The 16,370-nt window shown below is 40.7% G+C and carries 21 protein-coding genes, 1 pseudogene and 1 other annotated feature; of the genes and pseudogenes, 3 read left to right on the top strand and 19 right to left on the bottom strand.

What is annotated here, in order from left to right; all coding sequences use genetic code 11:
- A pseudogene (locus tag F986_RS17960) lies at positions 1-680 on the bottom strand (IS3 family transposase); the annotation flags it as partial.
- Positions 289-405 (bottom strand) — a sequence feature (AL1L pseudoknot). (Overlaps the previous pseudogene by 117 nt.)
- Positions 681-788: 108 nt before the next feature.
- Positions 789-1,169, bottom strand: a complete 381-nt coding sequence (locus F986_RS11455; RefSeq protein WP_004695240.1) for a hypothetical protein — start codon at positions 1,167-1,169, stop codon at positions 789-791.
- 539 nt (positions 1,170-1,708) lie between these two features.
- Here F986_RS11455 and F986_RS11450 point away from each other — a divergent pair.
- Both F986_RS11450 and F986_RS11445 read left to right on the top strand, forming a co-directional pair.
- Positions 1,709-3,295, top strand: coding sequence for an ATP-binding cassette domain-containing protein (locus F986_RS11450; protein WP_004695238.1), 1,587 nt, complete (start codon positions 1,709-1,711; stop codon positions 3,293-3,295).
- Positions 3,296-3,357: 62 nt separating this feature from the next.
- Positions 3,358-4,293 (top strand): tRNA dihydrouridine synthase, encoded by a 936-nt coding sequence (locus F986_RS11445; protein WP_017396945.1) that lies wholly within the window; start codon positions 3,358-3,360, stop codon positions 4,291-4,293.
- Here F986_RS11445 and F986_RS11440 read toward each other — a convergent pair.
- The 14 genes from F986_RS11440 to F986_RS11375 all read right to left on the bottom strand — a co-directional run bounded on the left by F986_RS11440 (position 4,290) and on the right by F986_RS11375 (position 14,160).
- Positions 4,290-5,345, bottom strand: a complete 1,056-nt coding sequence (locus tag F986_RS11440) for a DUF1176 domain-containing protein (protein ID WP_004695235.1) — start codon at positions 5,343-5,345, stop codon at positions 4,290-4,292. The two genes, F986_RS11445 and F986_RS11440, sit on opposite strands and share 4 nt — an antisense overlap.
- Positions 5,346-5,384: 39 nt before the next feature.
- The gene (locus F986_RS11435) at positions 5,385-5,789 is read right to left on the bottom strand and encodes an NUDIX hydrolase (protein WP_004695232.1); all 405 of its coding nucleotides are present in this window, start codon (positions 5,787-5,789) and stop codon (positions 5,385-5,387) included.
- Positions 5,790-5,887: 98 nt separating this feature from the next.
- Positions 5,888-6,334 (bottom strand): YybH family protein, encoded by a 447-nt coding sequence (locus F986_RS11430; protein WP_004695230.1) that lies wholly within the window; start codon positions 6,332-6,334, stop codon positions 5,888-5,890.
- A 110-nt stretch (positions 6,335-6,444) separates the two neighbouring features.
- On the bottom strand, positions 6,445-6,780 hold the full coding sequence (locus F986_RS11425; RefSeq protein WP_004695228.1) for a YegP family protein: 336 nt from the start codon (positions 6,778-6,780) through the stop codon (positions 6,445-6,447).
- A gap of 233 nt (positions 6,781-7,013) precedes the next feature.
- A complete protein-coding gene (locus F986_RS11420; RefSeq protein ID WP_004695226.1) occupies positions 7,014-7,379 on the bottom strand; it encodes a 5-carboxymethyl-2-hydroxymuconate Delta-isomerase in 366 nt (121 codons plus the stop codon).
- A 139-nt stretch (positions 7,380-7,518) separates the two neighbouring features.
- Positions 7,519-7,857 carry a zinc ribbon domain-containing protein YjdM gene (locus F986_RS11415; protein ID WP_004695225.1) on the bottom strand — a complete coding sequence of 113 codons (339 nt, stop codon included), beginning with the start codon at positions 7,855-7,857 and terminating at the stop codon, positions 7,519-7,521.
- 179 nt (positions 7,858-8,036) lie between these two features.
- The gene (locus tag F986_RS11410) at positions 8,037-8,387 is read right to left on the bottom strand and encodes a DUF488 domain-containing protein (protein ID WP_004695223.1); all 351 of its coding nucleotides are present in this window, start codon (positions 8,385-8,387) and stop codon (positions 8,037-8,039) included.
- Positions 8,388-8,445: 58 nt separating this feature from the next.
- The gene (locus F986_RS11405; RefSeq protein WP_004695222.1) at positions 8,446-8,892 is read right to left on the bottom strand and encodes an SRPBCC family protein; all 447 of its coding nucleotides are present in this window, start codon (positions 8,890-8,892) and stop codon (positions 8,446-8,448) included.
- A gap of 171 nt (positions 8,893-9,063) precedes the next feature.
- Complete coding sequence (locus tag F986_RS11400) at positions 9,064-9,450, bottom strand: ribonuclease E inhibitor RraB (RefSeq protein ID WP_004695219.1); 387 nt, start codon at positions 9,448-9,450, stop codon at positions 9,064-9,066.
- A 150-nt stretch (positions 9,451-9,600) separates the two neighbouring features.
- Entirely contained in the window at positions 9,601-10,557 is a 957-nt protein-coding gene (locus tag F986_RS11395) for an SNIPE associated domain-containing protein (RefSeq protein WP_004695217.1), read from the bottom strand.
- Positions 10,558-10,834: 277 nt separating this feature from the next.
- Complete coding sequence (locus F986_RS11390; RefSeq protein ID WP_004695215.1) at positions 10,835-11,500, bottom strand: RluA family pseudouridine synthase; 666 nt, start codon at positions 11,498-11,500, stop codon at positions 10,835-10,837.
- A gap of 638 nt (positions 11,501-12,138) precedes the next feature.
- Entirely contained in the window at positions 12,139-12,534 is a 396-nt protein-coding gene (locus tag F986_RS11385) for a VOC family protein (protein WP_004695213.1), read from the bottom strand.
- 588 nt (positions 12,535-13,122) lie between these two features.
- Positions 13,123-13,395, bottom strand: coding sequence for a hypothetical protein (locus tag F986_RS11380; protein WP_004695211.1), 273 nt, complete (start codon positions 13,393-13,395; stop codon positions 13,123-13,125).
- A gap of 108 nt (positions 13,396-13,503) precedes the next feature.
- A complete protein-coding gene (locus F986_RS11375; protein ID WP_017396943.1) occupies positions 13,504-14,160 on the bottom strand; it encodes a hypothetical protein in 657 nt (218 codons plus the stop codon).
- Positions 14,161-14,415: 255 nt separating this feature from the next.
- Here F986_RS11375 and F986_RS11370 point away from each other — a divergent pair, with 255 nt between their 5' ends.
- Positions 14,416-14,769 (top strand): hypothetical protein, encoded by a 354-nt coding sequence (locus F986_RS11370; protein ID WP_026056392.1) that lies wholly within the window; start codon positions 14,416-14,418, stop codon positions 14,767-14,769.
- A gap of 81 nt (positions 14,770-14,850) precedes the next feature.
- Here F986_RS11370 and F986_RS11365 read toward each other — a convergent pair whose 3' ends face one another.
- From F986_RS11365 to F986_RS17950, 3 genes are all read right to left on the bottom strand, one after another.
- Positions 14,851-15,057 carry a hypothetical protein gene (locus F986_RS11365; RefSeq protein WP_004695205.1) on the bottom strand — a complete coding sequence of 69 codons (207 nt, stop codon included), beginning with the start codon at positions 15,055-15,057 and terminating at the stop codon, positions 14,851-14,853.
- A gap of 232 nt (positions 15,058-15,289) precedes the next feature.
- A complete protein-coding gene (locus F986_RS11360) occupies positions 15,290-15,865 on the bottom strand; it encodes a DUF4126 domain-containing protein (protein WP_004695203.1) in 576 nt (191 codons plus the stop codon).
- A gap of 118 nt (positions 15,866-15,983) precedes the next feature.
- Positions 15,984-16,127, bottom strand: coding sequence for a zinc ribbon-containing protein (locus F986_RS17950; RefSeq protein ID WP_004695201.1), 144 nt, complete (start codon positions 16,125-16,127; stop codon positions 15,984-15,986).
- Positions 16,128-16,370: the final 243 nt, after the last annotated feature.

Below are 16,370 nucleotides of genomic sequence, written 5' to 3'. Positions count from 1 at the left end.
CACTAAATCATCTGCCCGTTTTTGGTCATCTCGGCTACGGGTGGTTTGTTTGTTCTTACCACGCCAAACACCTTGTATACCTAGCTTTTGCATTAATCGAGCAACAGTACAGCGCGCAATAATATAGCCTTCACGTTTCAGTTTTTGCCAGACTTTACGTACACCATATCGACCTGAACTTTCCTTCCAAATTCGTTTAATTTGTTCAGCATGATGCTCATCATGTAGATCTCGTTTCGCTCGATGTTCTGGATTGTCAGCGAGATCTAAAGTCCGGTAATAGGTTGAAGCTGCAATCGGTAAAATTCTACAAATCGCTTCAACACCATATCGATCTTTATTGTTATGGATAAAATCCACCATTATTTGTGTGGGCGGTCGAGCTCCGCCTGGGCGAAAAAAGCGGCTGCTTTACGTAGAATTTCATTGGCACGTTTCAGTTCTTTATTTTCGCGTTCCATTTGCTTCATTCGTTCTTGGTCAGATATCTGCTGTACTTTAACAGGATTTTGTTGATCTAAATGCTTTTGATACCAAACACGTAGTGTTTCAGGAGTACAACCAATCTTAGGCGCAATTGCTGTGATTGCAGCCCAAGTAGAAGGATAATCTTTTTCAGATTCAATCAATAATTGAACCGATCTTTCTCTGATTTCAGGGGTATATTTTAATTTTGTCATCGGGATAGTCTCTCAGAATATTGACTCTCCGACAAACCCGGTACGGTTCATAATTTAAAACCCATCCATAAAAAAGAAGCTTGTCTTTTTATCCAGTTGAAATTCAAATCAATTCTCTGGTAATTCATTTTCTTTAATAGATTCTTCTCTTGAAGCTAAAGCATTCTTACTAGAAATAAATTGTGAAATTTGAAATGCCATACCCATCACTGCACAAAACACACCAAGCAGACTCAAGCCCAAAGCTCGTTTCACAACAAGATGATCAGTAGCCGCAGAGTCAAATGACATTCCAAAAAATATTACAAACATAAGTGGTGTTAAGAACAACATAAGGAGGCTAAATCGCGACCAGAAGGTTGCACGAACTACATCTCCACATAAATCAATCAATAAGTTTTTTAAAACAGTTGTAATCACAAAAGTAGTAGCGCTACTCACCAGTAATGCAATACTAATTTCAATAATAAAACGTGTTAAAACATCCATTGCAGTCCCCTCACTATCATTATTTAATTTTATTATCTACTCAAAAGAAAAAGAGCCTACACTCCGTGTCTCATTAAGAATACAAGCAGTGATTTAACATCAATCTCTTATACGAACTCTAAATATTCAAAGCTATATCACTCTACAGCCTTTCCAAAGGCAGCTCCACTAAAAACGTATAACGCCACTGTGAGCCTCAACTTTGCACTCCTAAAAGCCTAAATAACCCAATCGTGCGGGTTGTACTCACACCTACAGGAAGCTTCGACTCGTGTATGCTGAAGTTCCCTAACCTATAGCATTGATTGATAAATCTTAAGTACGTAAGAAAGATAATAAAATGGATCATTTTTTATCCATCCGTTATAATGGCTAAATATTTACCCCCCTTCTTCCAATTTAGAGTAACGCCAATGAAGTAAGTCTTATTTTCCGTCAAATCTAATTTATTTGTTTTCTGACGTGCAAAATAAACTTATTTTACTACTCTATATCTCTATAAAAATTTATTTTGTATGTCCTGTATAAAGGAGTCTTCAATGACCCAACAGGCCTGTACTGTAAAAAATTTCGGCGTTCAATTTGCTCATGAACCACTTTTTCAGCATTTAAACTTTGAATTGCCCGCTGCCCAATGTTCAGCGCTGATCGGACGCAATGGTCAAGGTAAATCAGTATTAATGTCCCTACTCACTCAAGCGCACAGACCCAATTATGCGAGTGGCGAAGTGATTTGGCAGATGCCATTTGCTTACTTAAGTCAGCTTGAACGTTTAAGTAACTGCACACTTGCCGAGGCGCTTGACGTTTCAGACCTCTATGCCAGTTTTCAGCGTATTGAGCAATCTACCGCGAGCTTTGAGGACTATGATCGTGTTGAACACGCATGGCATCAACCCACTGAATGGTTGAAATTGCTAGAAAGTGCAAACTTACCTACAGATCTATCTAGCTCGGTTTCTCAACTGAGTGAAGGTCAGAAAACCAAACTGGCACTGTGCCGCCTATTTTTCCAAACTGAGCATTATTTACTTCTTGATGAGCCCAGTAATCACTTAGACCATGTAAGTCGTGCATGGTTAAGTCAAAAAATCCTTCAACATCCTGCTGGCTGTTTAGTGATTAGCCATGACCGCACCTTGTTAAATCAAATCTCCAATACCTATGTTTTAAATGATTTTGGCTTGAAACACTTCCGTTGCAACTATGCCGAGTATCAGTCACACACAGAGCAACACCAGCAGGCACTACAACACAATATCTCGCAAGAGAAACGCGAACTAAAACAATTACAAGTCCAACAGCATGAGCAGCGCATGAAAGCTCAGAAAAGGCAAAAGTCTGGGCAGAAATTACGAAGTTCTGGTTCTCAAGCCAAAATCCTACTCGACTTTAAAAAAGAACGTGCGAGTCAAACCTTATCGGGAGTCGCGCAGCAACAACTTCGCCAAAAGGAACAAGCGCAAGATGAGCTCAAAAACAAACAGCAGCAACTAGAACAGATTAAGTCACAAAAGTTTGATTTCCATTTTCAACCTAAACAAACTGGTGAAATTCTTCGTTTAAAAGAAGTGGTTTTAGCAGCACTCTCTATCTCCCCTATTTCTTTTGCCTTACATAGCGGAGAAAAAATCCAACTGCGCGGCCAAAATGGTTCAGGTAAGTCGACCTTACTTCGTGCCATTCAAAATCATAGTCATGTTCAATCGGGATATATTTTCAAGCGAGGGGCATCGTTATATTTAGATCAAAACTTTAGCCTACTGAATCCAGAACTGAATGCTGTACACAATTTACAATTATTGAATCCGTCTTTGTCCGATGAGGAGTGTCGGAATCAATTGGGGCAACTTCGAATTCGTCGAGATAAAGCTCTGCTTCCCATCTCACTACTCAGTGGCGGTGAACAACTCAAAGTTGCTTTACTGTGCATCAGTCTCGCAGCAAAGCCTGTGGACTTACTGCTACTGGATGAACCCGAAAATCATCTCGACATCGACTCAAGACAACTGTTGGCACAGGCTATTCGCGACTTTACAGGGGCGGTTATTTTAGTTTCACATGATGACGCCTTTGTCGAGGAGACACAGATTCAAAACTATTTCGATTTAACCCAAACGCATTAGACTAGACAGCGTGATCGGATTTGCGTATAACACCGTTTTTCTATTTGACTGGTGACACCGCTGTGAAACTCATTCTTGCACCAATGGAAGGCTTAACCGACCCCATCATGCGTGATGTGCTCACGTCTGTAGGTAGCTTCGACTGGTGTGTGACCGAGTTTATCCGTGTGACCAATTCAGTGTTACCCGATCATATTTTTCATCAGTATTGCCCTGAATTACTGCATAACGGAAAAACGGCAGCGGGAACACCTGTGCATGTTCAATTTTTAGGTAATGACCCTGAAATGCTGGCTGCCAATGCCATCCGTGCTGTGAAACTCGGTGCACCCGCCATTGATATGAATTTTGGATGTCCAGCCAAAACCGTGAACCGTCACCGTGGTGGCTCGGTGCTTTTAGATGAGCCAGAAGTGGTACATGAACTGGTCAAAGCAGTACGTGATGCGGTTCCTGCACACATTCCTGTTTCTGCGAAAATGCGTTTAGGTTATATGGACCGACATTTTATGTTGGACAATGCTCATGCCATTGAAGACGCAGGTGCAGCATGGGTTACCGTGCATGCACGTACCAAAGTCGATGGTTATACCCCACCCGCTTTTTGGGATCAGCTCCGCCCGATTCGTGAAGCTTTAAAGATCAATGTGATTGCCAATGGTGAAATTTGGAACAATGCTGACGCGAAACAGTGTCGCTTAGAGTCTGGTTGTGAAGATTTGATGATTGGACGTGGTGCCGTGACAACCCCCGATTTGACCCAATGTATTCGTCAAAATATCGATACGCCTCTGCTGACATGGAATGAGCTACTGACCTTACAAATCCGTTTTTTAAACGGCGGCTATAAAAAAGAAATGAATATGGTCGGACGTTATAAGCAATGGTTGGGCATGATGTCTAAACACTATCCTGAAGCCAAAGCCCTCTGGGATGAAGTCAAACGTATCAAGCCGCTGGATGACATTATTCTTAAACTAAATGCAAGCGCGACTTAATCCGTTCGCGCAACGATCGCGACAAAAGTGGGTAAGTTCCACGCACCACCTGCAAAGCCTTTACATTGCTGCGATTGTGCCTGATAACTGAGGACAAAAGCCTTTCCATTCCAAGCCCACTCGGAACGAATACCACAGTCAGCAATACCCCGACCTTTTTGCTCTGAGAAAATTTGCGCCTCACTAAAACTTGAGCCTGATGTGGTGACTTGCTGCTGAATCTTTTGCAATGCTTTGTCCATGACCCAGTAGCCTAGACCTTCATTGTACGCTCCACGCCAACATGGCACTTGTACCACCACTTGCTCTGCATTCAGCGGATAGACTGAAACCCGATCTTCCTCAAAAAACCGTGCCTCATAGAGATTTGGACAGTCTTGTTCATCTGTTGTTGCTTTTAGCTTTTTAAAGAGTTGATTGGCATTTTTACTGTCCACGGCAAAGTGGCTGGCAACCGCAGGGCGATATCCCGTGATGCCAATTTTAGTGATGGCTTTGGGTTGTAAAACATTTTGCTCAGACTGATTGCCTTTTTGATAGATGGCATTCGGTGTATTTACCCGCTTTTGTATATCATCCATTTTGAGCAAAACAGCATTTGCCCCTGCGGTTGAAATTTGCCATTGCTGTGCTTGGGTCGTGAGACGAATATCTTCCGCACCCACCAAAGCTTTTAGCAACTGCGCACTTTGAGCACTGGACAGTTTCGCAGTACTTTTCTTGGCATCGATGGTCAGGCTCCCCAGAGATGTTCCTCCTACATTTAAACTGGCTTCAGTATCCTGCGTAAACTCCTCAGCCACTTGAACTTGGGTGAGCACCGCGCTGCCTGCACCTGCAGGACGAGAAATCAGTAATGAAACTGGATGACCAAACTGAGCATCACTTTGATATCCCACCGCACGGCACATGCCCGTATTATCACAGGCAAGTTCCCAGTCTTTATGTATAAAGTAACTCCCCGTATCTGCATAAGCCAGTTGACATAAGGTGCTGATCAAAACAGCGCCCAAGAGTGAATGGCTTAGCGTTCCTAACGCTTTATTCAACATATGACTTCACTCCGCTTGCGTGGAATATTAACCCTGTGCTTAAAAACTTCGGCTCTGTACCGTACCTGTATAATTTAAACAGTCTTCAACACGAATCCGTTGCACTTTAGACAGTTGATCTAAATCAAACCATGCATAGGCCGTATGTTCATCGCTCAGCTTAATCTCGGTCGATGCAGCCAAATGACATCTAAAAATAAATGCATGTGAGGTCACTGCCGAATGAAAATACACACCCGACAAATACTCTATCTGAACCTGACAACCGAGTTCTTCTTGGCACTCACGCTGCAAAGCCTGATGAATGGTTTCTCCCATATCCAAGGCTCCACCGGGCAGCCCCCAAGCCTGATCGGCATAATTGGCTTTCAGTAATAAAACCTGTCCTGCATCATTGGTTAGCACCGCATGAGAACTCAGTCGGTAAAAGTCTTGAAATGCCATATATACCTTATTCTTAAGTTGTTCATGTTGTCATTCAAACATAACTCACTAAAACTGAGGTGGCTCGATCTGTACCCAAGCCAAAGCTTTAGTCGAACTCAGTCTGGAAAATAAATCGGCTTTGACATTTTAGTTTCAAAGTCCACAGGCACCGAAATATGCTGATGGGCAACCAACCACTCACCTGCCGTTTTTTGAAAACATAGGGTGATTCTGCACCAAGGAATCTCTGGAGTTGCAACACCACTGGCATGATCCAATTTAGAATAACAATGTAAAAAAGCTAAACCGTCACGACTAAAAATATTGATGTTACGCCTAAACACTTTGATTTCCCCCTGAAAAAATGGGGCATATCGTCTCCACAATTCTTGATAGGCTTGCACACCTTGCAGCTCAAACCCAATATCAAACAAGCTGACATCACTCTGACAAAGACGAATGATATTTTGTACATCCATTTTACAAATGGCATCATCCCATTGTTTGAGTTTGAAGATAATTTCATGCCCTGCATGCTCATCTCCAACTAATCGAAAATCCACATCGCACTCCCACACTACAAATCAAACCGCATAAAAAAACGCGTGCGCCATCCATAGCAAACACGCGGTTTTCTTTAATTCTTAAAACAAGCAAAATATGTAATCTGATCTTAAGTCGTCAAATCCTTAATCGTGGTACTTGAACCATTGTTTTTGACCGATTCAATGCCTTTGTCTCGGGATTGCTCACTGGCATAAAACTGACTGGTACCAATAATCTGATGATTGGCAGCCTTTAAGTTAAAATAAGGTTTACCATTTTTGGCTTCCAAGCGTTCATAACGCGTATCATCGGGGCTGTTTTTTTGCACCGACTCAATTCCATTATGTGCTGACGCTTTTGCTTTATACAGTTCACTGGTCAAAATGACCTCACCATTTCCCGCTTTTAAAACAAAGCGATATTGGCCATCATTTGCCTGACTTACTTCGTACCATCCTGACATAAGCTCACCTATTGTTATTTTAAAGTGATTGTAAATCCACCAAAACCGAATAAAAAATCATCCAATTTCATAAAATATAAATGACTTCTTTTATAAAAAAAAGTGCATTTACTACCAGCCCAGATTTTATTTTTTTAAAATAACAGCGCTATATGAATAACGCATGACAGCCTCAAACCGTTTAAATGACACACTAGCTCGGCCCAATAAACGGTTTGGCACTCTTCATAATTTTATGCTTTTAATACCAATTTGCTATAACTGCTTTTTGGCATTTCAATAATTTCTACACAAATTTGTACCGTTAAATCCTGAGGAGCGGTAAAGTTTTGCTGCAATGTTTTAAGTAATTTGCTCGAAATGGCACACTTAGTGACTTCATCTCGTCCACTTAATAAAGACACTTTAGCATGCAAATAAGCCTGCGCATCGCCTTCTACCCCAATCACAAAATCGGACTGTCGAATGGCACGACTTTTGATGTCATTGCCCGATTGTACAAACTGACCATCTAGCAAAGCTTGGTTTAACGCCAATAACATCGGCTTAACTTCAAGGGTGTCGATATTGTCTGAATATTCAAGGTGGATATGTGGCATAGCGTATTCTTCAACAGGTTTTTATCTTTATAGCATGCTGTGCTGGTGTTTCAACGCTTAATATCTTTTCAAAATGGCTAAAAAACAAAAACGGAGTCTAATTGACTCCGTTTTAATCTCGAACTGCAAACTCAGCGGATTAGGCTTTTTTCACATACTCAGACTTTAGTTTCATCGCACCGACACCGTCGATCTTACAGTCAATGTCATGACCATCTGCGGCATCTGGCAATAAACGAATATTTTTCACTTTGGTTCCGACTTTCACCACCGATGACGAACCTTTAATTTTTAAATCTTTAATCACCGTTACCGTGTCACCATCAGCAAGTAAGTTGCCGTTGGCATCTTTGATTGCTACCACTTCTTCTGTTGCTTCTCCCTCTTTCCATTCGTTTGAACATTCAGGACAGATCAGCAAGTCACCATCTTCATAGGTATATTCGGACTGGCATTTTGGGCAGTTGGGTAAAGACATAAAAACCTCAAAAATAAAAAAATAAGCAATTCACATTGCTCAAAGCGCCAATATAGCATTTTTCAGATGAAAACGATGCGAATCACATATTTATTTTAAGGCTTTAGTATTGTCATGGGATGAATAAAATAAAGCCTAGGAAAATATAAATTTTCCCTGTATTAGCATCAGCTCAACTCTTATTTTTGTTCCAAGCACTGCTTCAAAATCACCACATGGTTATGCTGTTCTTCTTTGGCTGCGGTGAGTAACGTGATCTGCTCACGCACTGCCAATTGGCGCAAATCATTCAACTCGGTGGGATGTGCTGCCAGTTCTTTCATATAACGGACTTTAAACTCATCCCAGTGTGCCACCATGTCTTGGTGATACCATTTCCGTAGTTCATTGGATGGCGTGAGAATTTTTGGCCATTCATCTATTTTGGCCTCAAGTTTTGATACCCCTCGTGGCCACAACCGATCGACCAAAACCCGTTTACCATCCTCGGCCTCAATAGGCGCATAAATCCGCTTCATGCGTATTGGCATGCAAAACTCCTTTTATTCTTTTATGCAACTTATTCTATTGTTCAACGATGACAATGCACTATTCATCGGGAATGTCTGGATTCACTAAAAAAGCCAAGAGTTGCAATGACTCTTGCCAGCCCAGATAACAGCCATCGACAGGAATCACATCGGGTAAACCAGACTGCGTAATATGAACCTCTGTACCGACAGATACTTCTTTAAACTCAACACGCACTTCAATTTTTCCTGCTAGTTCAGGTACATCGAACTCATCGGTATAGCGTAATAAACAGTTTTCAACAATTTCATGATAAGTGCCATGAAATGAATGCTGCATGCCTGTACTGAAGTTGGTAAAGAACATGCGATATTGACCACCTTCTCGCAAATCAAACTGATCTACATGTGCGGTAAAACCGTGTGGTGCCATCCACTTCACTAAAGCATCTGCGGTGGTAAAAGCACGATAGACACGCTCGACGGGCGCACTAAATACGCGGTGTAATTGGACGCTATTTGACATGATTTTTCTCGTTCTTTTCAAATATTCAGATTTATTTTAAAACGCTCAAACCCACATACTGTATTTTTTTTGTGCATCTTTTTTTTAAATAGCCAAACGTGGCCTGCTGTCTTTTTCTACCCACCAACAAAAAAAGCATGTTTTTCAACATGCTTTAACTTTGACCATTTCTTAGGCTTGACCTTGCTCATAGTCCTCATCATCTTCGTCGTCATAGACATAGGCCATACAGCCCCAGCCGTCATATTCACCACCAAACTGTTCTGCAATTTTAGTAAACCATTGTTCTAAGTCAACAATGTCTGAATACTCAGGTTCCATATACACATAGATGGTAATAATCCACTCAGATACGTCGCTTTCTTCATCGACAAACAAAGTGATTTTTTGCTCTTCTTGTAATAAATACAACGCACACTTTTCTGCTTGTGACTGCTCTTGAAAGGCAATCGAATATTCTATTTCATGCGGTTCAGATAGGTCGTCGCCATCCTCAGCCATTTGCCAAAGTACATTTCCGTTATCATCATCTGGATATAATTCATAATCACGTGTCATGCGTATGTCCTTGTTATCTTTTTAGCCAATATATCGTTGGCAAGTGACAAAATAGTGACTTCAACATAGCATATTTTGCTCATTTTTATAGCAGTTACATCTGATTTTTCGAAGGTTGTTTGGACTTTATTGCACGTAGACTTTGCCGCGTTATTGTAAAACCCGATCTTCAACTAAAATGTCCGCTTGAAACTGTAAATCACTGCTTTTTAGGCTTTCTAATAAGGCTGAAAACTTAAGTTCTTCTAAGCGTAAAGCTAGATAACGCTCTTGTATCTGAGTATGACCGAAAGCCACACCATAGTGATTGATCAGGGTAAAGTCATCCTGCAAAGCTTGAATCAAAAGGCCAAGATTGTCTTTGCTCACACGTTGTAAATAAAAGTCTGCTTTCGTATTAAACAACTGTGAAACCAAAACCATCATCGATAATCGCCGATGTTCATCCATAAAAGCACAGGTCACAACGTCATTTTGCTCAACCGCACGAATCACCTGTTGCCGGATTTTCAATAAATGGCCGGCCGCATCCGTTTTCCCATAGCCTTCGATGAGTTCATCTAATAACTGCTCCGAAGGCAGTTGATAACTTTGGCTGTAGGTTTCAATTTTATGGTGTAAGGCCTTTGATATTTCAGCCAGATGTTGTCGCTCTTCAGCCATGTGAAAAAAAGCACCCAGTTTTTCTCTGGCGCGCTGCATGGTAACTTCTTTGGCTTTACGCTCATACTCCGTTAAGAAGTGATGTACTTTTTCAATGCGCTGCCGACATTGTTTAAGCATTTGTTCAGCATCAAATTTGACTGTTTCAGCAAACAATTCAACTTGGTTGTGTCGTTCAATGACATAGTGTTCGACATCAATAATTTCTTGGTAAGGACTCAAAGTTTCGTTACGTTGTCTGAGTGTTCCAAGCTCAATTCTTAAACTGGTCAGCCGATGTTGTAATTCACTTTGCTGCTGTTCATAAACCTCTAAACTGTTTCGACTGCGTTCTAAATTGTATTCTAAGGATTCAATCTTCTTTTTTTGGGCAAGGCTGTGTATTTTTTGCCCGCATATAACAGCACACAGCAGGACAAGAACGACAGCGAGTACATAAAGCATGGCCTATCTCCCTACGGGAATGTCATTTTTCTTGTAAAGACTCAGCTGTAAGAACACATGAAACTCGAACAGTAAGCCTTGGAACAGACAAACATATTTTCATTCAATTTCAATCAGTCGTGACCATGGCCAAAAAGCCAAACTCAAATGTTAATTTCAACAAAGATAAGCACACTGGATAAAAGTGCACTTATACAACTTACGCTAACGGTTTTTTAAACGGCCTGATATCCCAAATTTTAAGTATTTCTCAAAATGAAAATAAAGTGTGATGCAGTTAAAATGGCACACTTCCATAAATCGCGACCGCTTTTCCACTTAAAGGCTGCTGAAAGGCGAGAAAACTGGCATGTAAAGCCATACGTTTTAATGGACTCCGTGTCGGCTCAGGGTGATACAACTTATCCCCTGTAATTGGATGTCCAATATATTGCATATGCACACGGAGCTGATGCGAACGCCCCGTAATCGGGGTCAGTAAAACTCGCGTAATATCGGTCTCAGTATCATAGCTAAGAGCTTGATAAAGTGTTTTTGCAGGCTTACCCAGTTCAAAATGCACAATCTGCCGTGGTCGATTTTCCCAGTCAGTAATCAGCGGTACTTCAACACTGCCTTCAGCATCCAACTGGCCTTGAACTAAAGCAATATAGTGTTTATCCACCGTGCGGGCTTGGAACATTTTGCTGACGGCAACTTCAGCATCGCGGTGTTTGGCAAACATTAAAATCCCTGAGGTCGCCATATCTAAACGATGGGTAATTTTGGCATGTGGGTACTGCGCTAAAACCCTTAAATAGGCACTGTCTTGGTGTTCTGGTAAACGCCCCGGCACCGACAACAAGCCCGCAGGCTTTTCAATCACCACCAAATCATCGTCTTCATAAACGATCACCAAGTCTTCTTGGGGCGGTGCATAAATAAAGTTGTCATTTAGAGCCATGGGAATAACAGCATACAAAAGCGAGCGCGAAAAATAGCAAGCTGTGTTTCAGCTGTCAATCATTCAAAAAATATAGAAAAAAGCATTAATCTTAGGCGTCCATCACCCTATATAAAGCCAGCTTTTTAGCAAGGCTAATTCGATTGAAAGTTTAAAATAAAATGATGTAAGTGAAACTACAACAGCAGGATTTTTCGGTTTTCGCGGGAAATATTAAAATTTATTTTTTTGATTTATATTTTATTCGAGTTCAAATTTTTTAGGGTGTCTGGGAAAACATGTTGTTTACTTCAACTATCATAACTTTGTAAGTGATGATCTTATAGCCTATAAACTTTTGATTTATAGCGTCCTAAGCCGAATCAAGACCTTTTGGGTAAGTACTACTCACGCGTTTTGCGCCACTGGTAGCATGCTACTCTTTTCGATCCCGTCACACCCTTGAGATATAATTTAACAATCCAAGGGCGGGATTGTTTCCCGAAGATAAAGTCTTTTTAGCTATTTTTGGAAAAAAATCTTGGCTTTCAGGTTATCTAAAAAATATTTTCCCAAATGCAGCGTATTTATGATTTTTTTCTCACATAAAAGCGCTTTTCTCAGGATTTTATTTCTTTGCTGCATCACAGATGAGAAATTCAACTTCCTGCACAGACCTGCATCAGCTGAATGAGATTCCCGCAGGTATCATCAAAGACTGCAACTTTGACTTTTCCGGCCCGCATCGGTTCACTAGTAAAGCGCACCCCTAAGTTTTTGAGTCGCTCATATTCCGCATCAAGGTCATCTACTTGAAAAGAAGTATAGGGAATTAGATCTGCTTTAATTGCGGCCTTAAACGGCTGTGCCGCGGGATGTGCATCAGGCTCCAGTAGCAGTTCAACACCCTCTGGACTTTCGGGTGAAACCAAGGTCAGCCAACGATACTCCCCCACAGGTACATCATGTTTGATTTTAAAACCGAGTTTTTCTGTATAAAACTGACAGGCTTTTTCTTGGCTATCGACCATGATACTGGTGACATATATTTTCATTGTTGTTCCATATTTTTATCAGACTTTTAATGGTTATAGCAGAACTCAAAGCGTTCCAATGTTATCAAATCGCAATTTTTTTAAAGCCGTTTTCGCAAACCAAAGCGCCAATTTGTTTGGTCACAGTTAGAGCAAATATTTGGATAAATTCGGGGCAATATAGACGTTTAAAATGGAAGAAAATATTTGAATGGACGTGTCTTTTATCGTGTTGTTTTTATCATGTGGTTTCTAGGGATCAGGAGATAACTTCAACGGTTAAAACTGGGTAAGTTCTAAACTTTTGCCTATAAATGGATAATCTATAGCGTCCTAAGCTGAATCGAGACCTTGTGGGTAAGTACGACGCTGATCTGATAGATAACGAGTCGCAAACTACTCTTTTCGATTCCTGTGCCCTTAAACGCTATATTAAGCAAATTGGTGCGGGATGAATTTCCGAAGATTAGCTAATTTCAAGCGATGATGAAAAATATTTCCATAAATAAAACCAGACTTGATAAAAATATTCATAACGACAGTTGAATCATCTATTTCATCGCATAAAAATGAACTTCTATCATTTTTTACACCATCATTTCAGAACGCTTAAGTCCCCATATAGCCTTGCAGCCACGTTGCAATAAACCACCATAAGCTAATCGCGGACATACCACAGAGTAAATTAGCTAAAACCTTCTGCATATTGCTGAGCTGAGACAGATAGATTTTTCGGTTAATTACATACGCAACCACAGCTAAGGCTCCACCGATTGCACCACCAATCATCACTAAAAACAAAGGCCAGCCTGCCATCAAATGAGCAGCCGTACTCAGCTTAGGTTTCTCTTCAACACTCAAGAGTAGTTCTTTATTTTCCATCTCTTTCCCCCCTATACATGATCAAGTAGTCATGTGACTGATGCATCAGACTCAAGTCACTCATAAAAGTGTATTTTGAAATATAAGTTAGCAAAAACTAAGCCAAGACTATTCAAAACTCAGATCGTCGATGTCCTGAATTTTGCTCAAATACATTGGAGCAACATTCACTTTGCTCCATGTTTCTTTAAATTTAGGGTCACTATCCGGGTCTTTATTGAGATTTTCTCTGACCAGCTTCTTAGCGGTGAGAAAATTGACACTGGTTTCGCTGTTCACATAAGGGCCGAAATTATCGGAGCTGTCATAGCCAATCAGACGCATATCACGCCCCTCTAAACGGAACTGATAGGCCCAATATCCATAACGGCCATGTGCATGATGCAGTTTTAACAGGCCTTTTTCGATAGAGGGCACCAACTCAGGCGCAAAGTACACACCGCCATCTTCATTTTCTGAAGAAAACAGTGACAGGTTCTGAACGACTTTTTTGTACTGCCCTTTTGCATTCAACAGCACAATCACACCACGGCGGTTGCGATCTAGTTTTCCGCGGTATTCATCGGTGACCCACTGTTTCGGATCTATACCTTTGACGATTAAAACTACATCTTTTAAGCCATCTTTGTTTAAGTCCCCTTGCACGACCTCAAACACCGTATATTCTGCAGGAAGGTAAGCTTGGTATTTGCTGGTGGCTTTTTGTCGCTGAATGTTCTCAGTACTTAAGTTTTCAGCACAGAGATTGGCGGATATACCCAACATTGCAGCGTACATTAGAGAAGTGAGAATGCACTGATTTTTCATAGTTTTGTTAATTTTTTAAATAAAGTAGGTAAAAGCGCACGCTAATGAATGCTTCATTTTTGGCATCTGTACTACAGATTAGCATTTATCAGAAGCCTATTTATAGGATGCTCTACAATTAAAAACAGATGACTGTATCAGTGTCATATTTTGATTGCTGCCGTTGAAAACTTTCGGCTAAAGTGACGAAAGACCATTCAAATACGTTTCATCATACAAACTAAAACTGCCCTGCTGATGCTGTGCCTTGCGCTTTCTCTGAGTGCATGCAAAGTGTTAAAAACACATATCGTTAAAGTCACTAGCTCAACCGAAGCACAGCCAAATGAAGTGTTATTAAAAACCACCAAAGGCTATGTGTACTTATCGACACAGAACATGACGGAAAAACAAAAGCACATCCTAAAAAACCTGCGTCCCTTTCAGTGCTTAGAAATTAAAACACCTGAACAGTTTGCCATGCAAAACAGAGTGGTTCGATTTTCTGACTTTAAAATTCACGCTTTAGTCGAAGCTGACCGTGAGTGTCGAAAAATTAAGGTCGCGACCCGAATTGAAATCCATTAATGTTGTAATGCTTAAAAAATAGAACCTCCATATCCAACAATGAAAAGCTCTGCATAAATTGCAGAGCTTTTTTGATTTTGATTATTTGAAACAACACTTGTCACAACCTTCGACTTTTTCTCTGGGCCAGTTCATTCTTGCCCGCTTATAAGCCAGCTCGTAATTGGCAAAATAACCAATCAGAATTTGATCCTCCGAGCTGGGTAAGTCTGCACAGCCTAAGGATGCATTATGAATATGATGGATGCCTTTTTCACTAGGCTGTTCATTTACAATAAATTTTATCATTTACAGTTCCCCGAATAATTTTTATAAAGTTCAACTACAAACAAACCCATACAAAAAGTATGTATTTATAAAATTAAACGGATTTCGTATAAAAATCAATCACTTTTTTTAAAAGTGAAACTGAGCTCTAAGTCATATCAAGTTAAAAGAATTGATGTCCGCATAAGGGAAAAATTAGCCATGCTATCTTTAAATTTAGAGGCCCAGCAATACCATAAGAAAACGACTGAAACTATAAAGGTGTGCTGATACTTTGTTGTTTTTTACGTTTAAACCAACGTACGGCCCAAATCGCCAAAATGATAACTACGATCACCACCAAGATAGGAACTAGTAGTGAAAGTACGGATAGTAAAACGGCTCCGATCCATTCCACTGTAGACACCAATGGGTTGGCAATCCCGCCTGTCGTCGCGGTTGAAACGCCTCGAACAGCAACGGTACTCATTTGCACAGCGCCTGCTGTACCGCCACCCACAATAATTGCCGCAGCCCAACTGGCAAACTGCGACATTTCCCCACTGCTAACCGCCATAGTAGTGAGTGTTCCTGCGACCATTGCGGCTGGCGTTGCAATGGTGTCTAAAGCATTGTCGACCCATGGTATGTAATAGGCTGTGATTTCACAAACAGTGGCAATAGCTAAGGCGATACACACCGATGGCATGGTTAACCATTCAAAACCTTGCATGGGTTCGAACCATCCCAGAATAGATGCAAGGCTCATGACCAAGAGTGGGACAAAGACACGAAAGCCACAGGCCGCACTTAAGCCAATACCGATACAAAGTCCTAATATGGTTTCCATGTACTTTTCCTATATCGCCTAAGTTGGGATGTTTTTATCTTTTTTATAACTTAGCAAAAAGCCCTATCGGGTGATAGGGCTTTTCTTTTAAACAGTGGGTAACTGTTAAATCTTTGGCTTAGGCATTCTTATTGTTAAATTGATTGCCTTGGCATTTGGTACACGGGGGTAAACGATCTGTACCAATTTCTAAGTAGACGCGGTGTCCGCATTGAACACAAAAATAGAAGCCTGTTCCAGGTTTTTCGCCAGCAGTAACCATTTTTGTTCTCCATGTGTTTAGAAAATGGTCTTACTAGTATATGCATTTTATGATGAATGTCTATTGATCATTTTGACAAATGATGACGTCATAAATGTAAGAAATGATGTATTTCAAAAATAGCTAAGCTAAATAAAATTTAGTCATGAAAGTGCTGTCAGTAGCTTATATTGTTGTCTTTAGAGCGTTGAATCATAAGTGCATTCGTTTAAGCTGAGATGCGTTTGAGTCATGGCATCCATT

It is taken from the genome of Acinetobacter johnsonii CIP 64.6, assembly GCF_000368045.1.
Classification (GTDB): domain Bacteria; phylum Pseudomonadota; class Gammaproteobacteria; order Pseudomonadales; family Moraxellaceae; genus Acinetobacter; species Acinetobacter johnsonii.
This window is presented reverse-complemented; position numbering and strand designations above follow the sequence as displayed.

Excerpts from the sequence above, each read along its gene's own strand:
- F986_RS11420 (WP_004695226.1), bottom strand. The coding sequence starts at position 7,379 with ATGCCACATATCCACCTTGAATATTCAGACAATATCGACACCCTTGAA.
- F986_RS11440 (WP_004695235.1), bottom strand. The coding sequence starts at position 5,345 with ATGTTGAATAAAGCGTTAGGAACGCTAAGCCATTCACTCTTGGGCGCT.
- F986_RS11410 (WP_004695223.1), bottom strand. The coding sequence starts at position 8,387 with ATGCCAATACGCATGAAGCGGATTTATGCGCCTATTGAGGCCGAGGAT.
- F986_RS11380 (WP_004695211.1), bottom strand. The coding sequence starts at position 13,395 with ATGGAAAATAAAGAACTACTCTTGAGTGTTGAAGAGAAACCTAAGCTG.
- F986_RS11365 (WP_004695205.1), bottom strand. The coding sequence starts at position 15,057 with ATGATAAAATTTATTGTAAATGAACAGCCTAGTGAAAAAGGCATCCAT.
- F986_RS11435 (WP_004695232.1), bottom strand. The coding sequence starts at position 5,789 with ATGGCATTTCAAGACTTTTACCGACTGAGTTCTCATGCGGTGCTAACC.
- F986_RS11450 (WP_004695238.1), top strand. The coding sequence starts at position 1,709 with ATGACCCAACAGGCCTGTACTGTAAAAAATTTCGGCGTTCAATTTGCT.
- F986_RS11385 (WP_004695213.1), bottom strand. The coding sequence starts at position 12,534 with ATGAAAATATATGTCACCAGTATCATGGTCGATAGCCAAGAAAAAGCC.
- F986_RS11360 (WP_004695203.1), bottom strand. The coding sequence starts at position 15,865 with ATGGAAACCATATTAGGACTTTGTATCGGTATTGGCTTAAGTGCGGCC.
- F986_RS11415 (WP_004695225.1), bottom strand. The coding sequence starts at position 7,857 with ATGTCTTTACCCAACTGCCCAAAATGCCAGTCCGAATATACCTATGAA.
- F986_RS11395 (WP_004695217.1), bottom strand. The coding sequence starts at position 10,557 with ATGCTTTATGTACTCGCTGTCGTTCTTGTCCTGCTGTGTGCTGTTATA.
- F986_RS11390 (WP_004695215.1), bottom strand. The coding sequence starts at position 11,500 with ATGGCTCTAAATGACAACTTTATTTATGCACCGCCCCAAGAAGACTTG.
- F986_RS17950 (WP_004695201.1), bottom strand. The coding sequence starts at position 16,127 with ATGGTTACTGCTGGCGAAAAACCTGGAACAGGCTTCTATTTTTGTGTT.
- F986_RS11375 (WP_017396943.1), bottom strand. The coding sequence starts at position 14,160 with ATGTTGGGTATATCCGCCAATCTCTGTGCTGAAAACTTAAGTACTGAG.
- F986_RS11425 (WP_004695228.1), bottom strand. The coding sequence starts at position 6,780 with ATGTCAGGATGGTACGAAGTAAGTCAGGCAAATGATGGCCAATATCGC.
- F986_RS11400 (WP_004695219.1), bottom strand. The coding sequence starts at position 9,450 with ATGACACGTGATTATGAATTATATCCAGATGATGATAACGGAAATGTA.
- F986_RS11455 (WP_004695240.1), bottom strand. The coding sequence starts at position 1,169 with ATGGATGTTTTAACACGTTTTATTATTGAAATTAGTATTGCATTACTG.
- F986_RS11405 (WP_004695222.1), bottom strand. The coding sequence starts at position 8,892 with ATGTCAAATAGCGTCCAATTACACCGCGTATTTAGTGCGCCCGTCGAG.